Source organism: Nocardioides bruguierae, from assembly GCF_023554635.1.
Lineage (GTDB): Bacteria > Actinomycetota > Actinomycetes > Propionibacteriales > Nocardioidaceae > Nocardioides > Nocardioides bruguierae.
In genome coordinates this window covers 36535-45147 of the sequence record NZ_JAMJPH010000017.1, presented here as the reverse complement: position 1 = coordinate 45147, position 8613 = coordinate 36535, and the positions used below count along the sequence as shown (strand labels likewise).

The following is an 8613-nucleotide window of genomic DNA, read 5'->3' as shown; positions in this document are numbered from 1 at the left end:
CCGCGGGCCCCCGGGGTGCCGGGGCGCCGGGGGTGGTGGGCGGGGGGGGGGGGGGCGATCGCTGGCACCTGCTGCCAGTGATCGCACCCACCCCCGTTCAGGCCCGCACGGTTCAGGGCAGCGTGCTCACCGTGCCGGTGATCGCGTCGCCGTAGCCCGCCTTGTTCCGGGCCCGCAGCGTGATCGCGTAGGGCGTGCCGGGCAGGAGCCGGTAGACCGTCATCCGGGTCGCGCCGGAGGAGAGCCGGTAGGTCAGCCCGCCCACGCGCAGCTCGTAGCCGAGCAGCGGGGCGCCGCCGTCCTCGGCCGGACGGGCCCAGGAGAGGGCCAGCTGGCCCGTGCCCGGCACGACCGTCACCGAGCCCGGCGCGCCCGGCGGCAGCAGCGGCGGCGTGGTCACGGTGACCTCGACGGTCTCGCTCGGCACGACGCCGTTGACGCTGCGGATGGCGACGGTGTTCTCCGCGCCCGGCCGCAGGCCGGTGGCGGTGAACGTGACGGCCCGCGCGGAGACCGAGCGCCACGTACCGCCGTTGACCGAGACCCGGTAGCCGGTGGTGAGCAGGTCGCCGCCGGTGCCGGCCTCCCAGGTCAGCACCGCGGTGTCGGCGTAGCGGGCGGCAGCGGCCACGGAGACCGGCGGCGCGGGCCGCAGGGGCTCGAGGTTGCAGCCGGGGGCGTCGATCTCGTACTGCCCGATCGACCCGTAGGCGTCGTAGCCGCCTCGTGACCACGTGCTCTCGGCGGCGCCGGTCACCTCCAGGACGAGGTCGCCCCACGGCGGCTTCGTCGCTGCCGGGGCGGGCACGAGCACGGAGGCGCCGGTGCCGGCGGCCGTCACGCCGTCGCCGGCGGTCGTGACCTGGTACGCGCCGGTGAGCCGCAGCCCGCGCGTGGTGCGCAGCGTGATGCCCAGGTCGAGGTTCGAGGCGTAGGCGGTGGGGGAGACCGAGATGCTGCTGCCGACCGTGCACGCGCCCAGCGCGAACGCGTCCTTGTCCTGCATCGAGGTGATCCGCGCGGTGCCGTCCTCGGGGAACGTGCCGGACAGGGCCCACGTCGGGCCCGCCTCGTCCGCCGGGGAGCCGAGCACGGTGCGCAGGATGGTGACGTCGTCCTGACGGTTGGTCGCGCCGTAGTAGGAGCCGCGGCTCCACTGGGTGACGGGTCGGTAGTAGCCCACGCCCATGATCGGTGCCCACAGCCCCAGCCCGGTGTAGTAGCCGCTGGTGCGGGTGCCGTCGTGCCCGAGGCCGAGCGTGTGGCCCACCTCGTGGGAGGCGGCCTCCGCCACCGACTTCGGGCTGTTGCCGGTGCCCTGGGTGAAGACCCAGGCGGGCTGGTGGCTGCCGCCGACCTCGGGGAAGGTGCCGACGTAGGCCACGCCGCCGCAGGCGCTGCTGCACAGCGGGCCCCAGGCGGGGGAGGGGCCGATGACGACGTGGATGCCGTAGGTGGTGTCGCTCGCCGAGGAACGGACGAGGGCGTCGCTGCCCGGGTCCTGCGTGGTCACGTCCACGTCGAAGGCCTCGAAGTCGGCGGCCACCGAGGCCCACACCTTCTGCACCGCGTCGAGGTCGGTGGCGCTGAACCCGGCACCGTCGCCCGCCGGGTCCCACGCGGGGTGGTTCGCGCCCGTGCGGGCCAGGCCCCACGCGGTCTCACCCAGGGTGGTGCCGTCCACGTCCAGGAAGATCGTCCGCTCCGCGCCGGGGCGGCTGTGCAGGGCGAAGGTGTCCCCGGCCGGGGCGAGCAGCGCCGCCACGCTCGCCCGGGCGGCGGGGGAGGGCCCACCCGTGCCGACGGCGTCCGCGGGCGGGGCGGGCGGCACGGGGTCGACCACGTACAGGCGACCGCGCCGGTCCAGGTGCACCGTGTCGTCGGTGCGCAGCAGGTGCTCGGCCTGGCGGCGGGAGAGCGTGGTGCCGACGACCGAGGGGCCGACCTCCCCGGTCCCACCGGCTCCGGGGCCGTCCGTGCCGGGCACGCTCGGGGTGCCCGCACCGGCGGGTGCCGCTGCCAGGGTCGCGGCCAGGCCGCAGGACAGGCTGAGCGCCAGCACGAGTGCCGGGGCGCGGTGGGGCAGGACCATGTCGGTGATCTCCTTCGTCCACCGCCCCATCGACAGCGCACACGGTTGCGTGCGACAAACCCGCGGACCTGCGGACCGGACTGGTCCACTGTGCGCTGCCGCGGGTCTCTGTCAACGCCCGGTGAACTCTGCCCACTGAGGGTGACCTTTCGGTTTCGGCGACACCGGGCGGCTCCGCGCGCTGGTGAGATGCCGGTGCGAGCAGGCACGAGCGCAGGAGGCAGGCATGTTCACCCCCGTCGAGGGTCGGTCCGTGGTGGTCACGGGCGGCAGCAAGGGCATCGGCAAGGGCATCGCGGGCGTCTTCGCCGCCGCGGGCGCGAAGGTCACCATCACCGGCAGGGACGAGGCGGCGCTGGTCGCGGCCGCCGAGGACCTGGGTTGTGAGTGGTTCGCCGCCGACGTCGCCGACCGGGACTCGTGCCAGGACCTGGCCGAGATGGTCGTCGCTCGCCACGGCGGCATCGACGTCCTGTGCGCCAACGCCGGCATCTTCCCCTCGGCCACGCTCGCCGAGATGACGCCGGCCGACCTGGCCCAGGTGATGGGCACCAACCTCCACGGCACCGTCTTCGCCGTGCAGGCCTGCCTCCCCGCGCTCGCGGCCTCCGGGCACGGGCGGGTCGTGGTCACCTCCTCGATCACCGGGCCGATCACCGGCTACCCGGGCTGGAGCCACTACGGCGCCTCCAAGGCCGCCCAGCTCGGCTTCATCCGGACGGCGGCCATCGAGCTGGCGCCACAGGGCATCACCATCAACGCGGTGATGCCCGGCAACATCGCCACCGAGGGGCTGGCCGACATGGGGGAGGACTACGTGGCGGGCATGACCGCCTCCATCCCGCAGCGCCGGCTCGGCTCGGTGGCCGACATCGGGCACGCCGCCCTGTTCCTGGCCACCGACGAGGCCGGGTTCATCACCGGTCAGACGATCGTGGTGGACGGCGGCCAGGTGCTGCCGGAGTCCCCGGAGGCGCTGGAGGGGATCTGACCCCCACGGGTGGGTCGTGAGGGCGCCGCCCGTCTGCCAGGCTTCACCGCGTGAAGCTGATCCTCAATCTGCTGTGGCTGGTGCTCTCCGGGTTCTGGATGGCGCTGGGCTACATCGCCGCCGGCATCGTGTGCTGCCTGCTGATCGTCACCATCCCGTTCGGCATCGCCTCCTTCCGGATCGCCGTGTACGCCCTGTGGCCCTTCGGCCGCCGGGCCGTGCGTCGCGACTCCGGGCCGCTCGGGGACACCCTCACGATGGTCGGCAACGTCATCTGGTTCCTGGTCGCGGGCCTCTGGCTGGCCATCGGGCACATCACCACCGGCATCGCGCTGTGCGTCACGATCATCGGCATCCCGCTCGGCATCGGCTCGTTCAAGATGGTGCCGATCTCCCTGCTGCCGCTCGGGCGCGTGATCGTGGACTCCGACCAGCCGCTCGTGCCGCGCTGAGCGGGCGGCCCGGTCGCTCGCCGGGCGTCCGGGCCTTCCGGCGGCCGCCGGGGCGGGTGATGCTGGGCGCATGAGCGAGAACGGACTCGACCTCTCCGGCCAGGTGCTGCACCAGCCCGATCTCTCGGACGCGACGCTCGTCGAGCCCGACCTGCGGGGCCTGCGGGTGGTGGGGGCGTTCGTGGGCGGCCTGGAGGTCTGGCCCTTCGCCGGACGCTTCGACGGGCCGGTGCGGGTCGACGGGGTGGACGTCACCGCGTTCGTGGAGGCCGAGCTGGACCGGCGGTACCCCGAGCGGGCCGCGGTGCGCCAGGCCCAGGACGACGGCACCGTCGCGCAGCTCACCGCCGCCTGGACGGCCGTGCGGATCGGCTGGGCGGGCACCCTGGAGCGGCTCGAGCAGGCCTCGCCGGAGGTGCGCGAGCAGCGGGTGCGGGGCGAGTGGTCCGCCGCCCAGACCCTGCGGCACCTGGTCGCGGCCGTGGACATCTGGATCGGGCGGATGCTGGCCGAGGTCGAGGCGCCGTTCCACCCGCTGGGCCTGCTGCCCGAGGACTACCGGCTCGAGGGCTCTCGCGCCCTCGGCCTCGACCCGCTCGGCAGCGCGCCCTGGCCAGCGGTGCGCACGGCCTTCGAGGACGCGGGGCGGCGCGTGGACGCGGCCCTGGGCGACCTCACCGACGCCGACCTGGGCACCTCCCGCACCGGCCTCCCGGCGCCGGACTGGGGCCCGGAGACGCGGACGGCGCGGCAGTGCGTCGCCGTCGTCCTGCGCGAGCACGTGGCCCACCGCCGCTACCTGGAGCGCGACCTGGCCACTCTGCTCGGCTGAGGGGGTGTCCCGACCCGCGCGAGGCGGGTCGTTCGGCCCCCCGTTGGCCGAATCTCAGGTTCGGGTGGCAGCCTGGGGGTGTGCCAGTGCACCAGCCCCGTCCCTCCGGACAGCCCGGCCGCCGCCACCGTCACTCCGGTCGGGAGGCCGGCCGCTTCCGGCTCACACCCGCTCGAGGAAGGCGAGACTGCGCTCGAGCAACAGCTCAGTGGCGTCAGGTGCGTAGCTGTCCAACGAGGCGTCGCTGAACAGGTGCACCGAGCCGGGGTAGGTGAAGACCTCCACCTCGGGGTGCTGGGCCGACACCTCCCGCGCCGCCGCCAGGTCCCCCTCCAGCCCGAAGAACGGGTCCTGCTCCATGCCGTGGACCTGGGCCGGGAGCCCGTCCGGCCACGGCCCGGCCCACTCCGGCGAGATGAACGCCTCGTACAGGAGCGCACCGCGCGCACCCGGGCGTGCGCCCAGCAGCCGCTGCGCGCTCATCACGCCGAGCGAGACGCCCGCGTAGACGATGTCGGCGGGCAGCGCCGACGCCGCCTCGTCCACCCGTGAGGTGAGGACGTCGTCGCCGAGGGTGTTCACGAAGGCCACGCCCTCGTCGACGGTGCGGAACGTGGCTCCGGCGAACAGGTCCGGGGCGTGGACGGTGTGGCCGGCCGCGCGCATGCGGCCGGCGAGCACCTCCATCCCCTCCGTGAGTCCGCAGACGTGGTGCAGCAGCAGGATCTCGGCCATGAGGGCCTCCCGAGGTGGTGGGCGGGGTGTGCTCGTGTCGTGAACGAACCTAGGGGAAGGCTCCGACATCGGGCGTTGTCGCCTACCGTCGGGGCGTGCCCAGCGCGACCTTCAAGCTCGTCCGCCACCCCGCGCAGCTCGTGGTGGTGGCCTTCGCCGTCGCCGTGGGGATCGGGACGCTGCTCCTGAGCCTGCCGGTCGCAACGGCCTCCGACACCTCCGCGGACTGGTCGACGGCGCTGTTCACCGCGACCTCCGCGCTGTGCGTGACCGGCCTCGTCGTGGTCGACACCGGCGGCTACTGGTCCGCGTTCGGGCACGTGGTGATCATGATGCTCTTCCAGGTCGGCGGCTTCGGCATCATGACCACGGCGTCGCTGCTCGGCCTGCTGGTGAGCCGCAAGATGGGCCTGCGCACGCGGCTCAGCGCCGCCGCCGAGTACAAGGCGGTCGACCTCGGCGACGTCCGCTCGGTGGTCAAGGGCGTCCTCCGCATCTCGCTGCTGATCGAGGCGGTCATCGCGGTGATGCTGACCCTGCGGTTCTGGCTGGGCTACGACGAGTCCTTCGGCCAGGCCGTGTGGCTGGGCGTCTTCCACGCGGTCTCGGCCTTCAACAACGCGGGCTTCGTGCTCTTCGACAACTCCGTGGTCGGCTTCGCCACCGACCCGCTGGTGCTGCTGCCGATCGCCGGCGGCGTCATCCTCGGCGGCATCGGCTTCCCGGTGATGCTGGAGCTGCGGCGGCACTTCCTGCGGCCGCGGCAGTGGTCGCTGCACACGCGGATCACGCTCACCGGCACGGTGCTGCTCCTCGTCCTCGGCACGATCTTCATGGTGGCCAACGAGTGGCGCAACGACGCGACCCTGGGAGCCCTGCCGGTCCACGACCGGTTCCTGCCGGGGTTCTTCCACGCCGTCATGCCCCGCAGCGGCGGCTTCAACGCCGTGGAGACCGGGGAGATGCACCACGGCAGCCTGCTCGTCTCCGCGGTGCTGATGTTCATCGGTGGCGGGTCGGCCTCGACCGCCGGCGGCATCAAGGTCACCACGTTCCTGCTGCTGTTCTTCGTGATCCTCGCCGAGGTGCGCGGCGAGAAGGACGTGCACGTGTTCGGACGCCGGATCGGCGACCGCGCCACCCGCCAGGCGCTGACCGTGGCGCTGCTGTCGGTGGCCGGGGCGGTGACCGGCACGTTCGTGCTCGTCGAGATCACCGACCTGCCCATCTACCAGGTGATGTTCGAGGCGGTCTCGGCCTTCGCCACGGTGGGCCTGTCCACCGGCATCACGCCCCTGGTGGGCGACGCCGGCGAGGTCGTGCTCGTGCTGCTCATGTTCATCGGCCGGCTCGGCCCGGTCACCCTCGTCTCGGCGCTGGCGCTGCGGGAGCGGCAGCGGCTCTACCAGCACCCGGAGGGCCGCCCGCTGATCGGGTGAGCCGCATCCCCTACCGTCGTCCCGTGGCCCGGATCCCGCAGCGCGCGTTCCGACACCCGGCACAGCTCGTGGTGACCGGGTTCGCGGCGACCATCGCGGTCGGCACCGCACTCCTGATGCTGCCCGTCTCGCGCAGCGGCGAGGGCGGCGCCGGCTTCGTCACGGCCCTGTTCACCTCCACCTCGGCGGTGTGCGTCACCGGTCTCTCGACGGTCGACGTGCCCGCCTACTGGACGCCCTTCGGCCATGCGGTGATCCTGCTGCTGATCCAGGTCGGCGGGTTCGGCATCATGACGATGGCCTCGCTGCTCGCGCTGCTGGTCTCGCGCCGGATGGGCCTGCGCACCCGGCTCAACGCCGCGGCCGAGACCAAGGCGCTCGGCCTGGGCGACGTGCGCAGCGTGCTCCGCGGCGTCGCCGCGACCAGCCTGACGGTCGAGGCGGTCACCGCCGTCGTCCTCACCACCCGGCTCTGGCTGGGCTACGACTACGGCTTCGGGCGGGCCGTCTGGTTCGGGGTCTTCCACGCCGTCTCGGCGTTCAACAACGCCGGCTTCGCGCTGTGGTCCGACAGCCTCGTCGGCTTCGCCACCGACTGGTGGGTGTGCCTGCCGCTGTGCGTCGCGGTGGTGCTCGGTGGCCTGGGCTTCCCGGTGATCCTCGAGGTGCTCAAGCGACGCCGCCACGCGCGCGAGTGGTCGCTGCACACCCGCATCGTGCTCTCCGCGACGCCGGTGCTGCTCGTGGCCGGTTTCGTGCTGGTGCTGGCCAACGAGTGGCGCAACCCCGAGACGCTCGGGGCGCTGGCCGCGCACGACCGCGTGCTGCCGTCGCTGACCGCCTCGGTGATGGCGCGGACGGCGGGCTTCAACAGCCTCGACGTCGGCCAGCTCGGCGAGGGCACGCTGGTCGGCACCATCTTCCTCATGTTCATCGGCGGCGGCTCGGCCGGCACCGCGGGCGGCATCAAGGTCACCACCTTCGTGCTGCTCTTCTTCGTCATCTGGGCGGAGGTGCGCGGTGAGGCCGACGTCCAGGCGTTCGGACGACGGATCGGCGACCGCGCCATGCGCCAGGCCGTCACGGTGGCGCTGCTCTCGGTCGCGCTCGTCGCGGTGGGCACCATGACGCTCGTCGAGATGACGCCCTTCAGCCTCCACCAGGTGCTCTTCGAGACCACCTCGGCGTTCGCCACGGTGGGGCTGTCGACCGGCATCACGGGTCAGCTGGGCGCGGCGGGCGAGATGGTGCTGGTGATCCTCATGTTCGTGGGCAGACTAGGGCCCATCACGCTGGTCTCCGCGCTCGCTCTGCGCGAGCGGCAGCGGCTGTACCAGAACCCGGAAGGAAGGCCGATCATTGGCTAGCTCGAGCAAGTTCTGGAACCGCAAGGACGTCGACACCGGCGGTGTCGTCGTCATCGGGCTCGGACGCTTCGGCAAGTCGCTGGCGCTGGAGCTCGTCGCGGAGGGCACCGAGGTGCTCGGCATCGACTCCGACCCGCGCACCGTGCAGTCCCTCGCGGGGCGGCTCACCCACGTCGTGGAGGCCGACTCCACCAACGAGGAGGCCATGCGGCAGCTGGGCGTGCAGGACTTCGACCGCGCCGTCATCGGTGTGGGCACCGACCTGGAGGCCAGCATCCTGTCGGCCTCGGTGGTGCTCAACCTGGGCGTGGAGCACGTGTGGGCCAAGGCGATCAGCCAGGCGCACGCGCGCATCCTCTCCCAGGTCGGCGTGCACCACGTCGTCCGCCCCGAGCACGACATGGGCAAGCGCGTGGCCCACCTCGTGCGCGGGCGGATGATGGACTACATCGAGATCGACGACGGCTACGCCTTCGCCAAGACGCAGCCGCCGAAGCGGATGACGGGGCGCGCGCTGGCGGACTCGGACATCCGCAAGTCCTACGGCGTGACCGTCGTGGGCGTGAAGCGACCCGGCGAGGCCTTCACCTACGCGACTGCCGAGACGGTCGTGCAGAGCGGGGACGTCATCATCGTCTCCGGGCAGCGCGAGAAGGTGGAGCGCTTCTCCGAGATGACGTGAGGCAGCCGGGGGTCCGGCCGGGC

The 8613-nt window shown here is 73.0% G+C and carries 8 protein-coding genes; 6 read left to right on the top strand and 2 right to left on the bottom strand.

Going from position 1 to position 8613, the window contains the following annotated elements; translation table 11 throughout:
- Nucleotides 1-112: 112 nt before the first annotated feature.
- A complete protein-coding gene (locus M8316_RS09555) occupies nucleotides 113-2092 on the bottom strand; it encodes a fibronectin type III domain-containing protein (RefSeq protein WP_250054070.1) in 1980 nt (659 codons plus the stop codon).
- Nucleotides 2093-2318: 226 nt separating this feature from the next.
- On the opposite strand from M8316_RS09555, the gene fabG reads away from it, so the two are divergent.
- From fabG to M8316_RS09540, 3 genes are all read left to right on the top strand, one after another.
- Nucleotides 2319-3083: a 3-oxoacyl-ACP reductase FabG gene (gene fabG, locus M8316_RS09550; protein WP_250054069.1), complete on the top strand. Its 765-nt coding sequence runs from the start codon at nucleotides 2319-2321 to the stop codon at nucleotides 3081-3083.
- A gap of 50 nt (nucleotides 3084-3133) precedes the next feature.
- Complete coding sequence (locus M8316_RS09545; protein ID WP_250054068.1) at nucleotides 3134-3535, top strand: YccF domain-containing protein; 402 nt, start codon at nucleotides 3134-3136, stop codon at nucleotides 3533-3535.
- A 70-nt stretch (nucleotides 3536-3605) separates the two neighbouring features.
- The gene (locus M8316_RS09540; protein ID WP_250054066.1) at nucleotides 3606-4367 is read left to right on the top strand and encodes a DinB family protein; all 762 of its coding nucleotides are present in this window, start codon (nucleotides 3606-3608) and stop codon (nucleotides 4365-4367) included.
- A gap of 162 nt (nucleotides 4368-4529) precedes the next feature.
- On the opposite strand, the gene M8316_RS09535 is transcribed toward M8316_RS09540, so the two are convergent.
- Complete coding sequence (locus M8316_RS09535; RefSeq protein WP_250054064.1) at nucleotides 4530-5102, bottom strand: dienelactone hydrolase family protein; 573 nt, start codon at nucleotides 5100-5102, stop codon at nucleotides 4530-4532.
- Nucleotides 5103-5197: 95 nt separating this feature from the next.
- Here M8316_RS09535 and M8316_RS09530 point away from each other — a divergent pair, with 95 nt between their 5' ends.
- The 3 genes from M8316_RS09530 to M8316_RS09520 are packed head-to-tail and all read left to right on the top strand — an operon-like array spanning nucleotide 5198 to nucleotide 8590.
- Nucleotides 5198-6541 (top strand): TrkH family potassium uptake protein, encoded by a 1344-nt coding sequence (locus tag M8316_RS09530; protein WP_250054062.1) that lies wholly within the window; start codon nucleotides 5198-5200, stop codon nucleotides 6539-6541.
- Between the two features lie 23 nt (nucleotides 6542-6564).
- On the top strand, nucleotides 6565-7908 hold the full coding sequence (locus tag M8316_RS09525; protein ID WP_250054060.1) for a TrkH family potassium uptake protein: 1344 nt from the start codon (nucleotides 6565-6567) through the stop codon (nucleotides 7906-7908).
- Nucleotides 7901-8590: a potassium channel family protein gene (locus M8316_RS09520; protein WP_250054059.1), complete on the top strand. Its 690-nt coding sequence runs from the start codon at nucleotides 7901-7903 to the stop codon at nucleotides 8588-8590. The genes M8316_RS09525 and M8316_RS09520 overlap by 8 nt, the downstream gene beginning before the upstream one ends.
- Nucleotides 8591-8613: the final 23 nt, after the last annotated feature.

What these genes read in the sequence shown, in the direction of transcription:
- M8316_RS09555 (WP_250054070.1), bottom strand. Translation starts at nt 2,092, where the DNA reads ATGGTCCTGCCCCACCGCGCCCCGGCACTCGTGCTGGCGCTCAGCCTG.
- fabG (WP_250054069.1), top strand. Translation starts at nt 2,319, where the DNA reads ATGTTCACCCCCGTCGAGGGTCGGTCCGTGGTGGTCACGGGCGGCAGC.
- M8316_RS09540 (WP_250054066.1), top strand. Translation starts at nt 3,606, where the DNA reads ATGAGCGAGAACGGACTCGACCTCTCCGGCCAGGTGCTGCACCAGCCC.
- M8316_RS09535 (WP_250054064.1), bottom strand. Translation starts at nt 5,102, where the DNA reads ATGGCCGAGATCCTGCTGCTGCACCACGTCTGCGGACTCACGGAGGGG.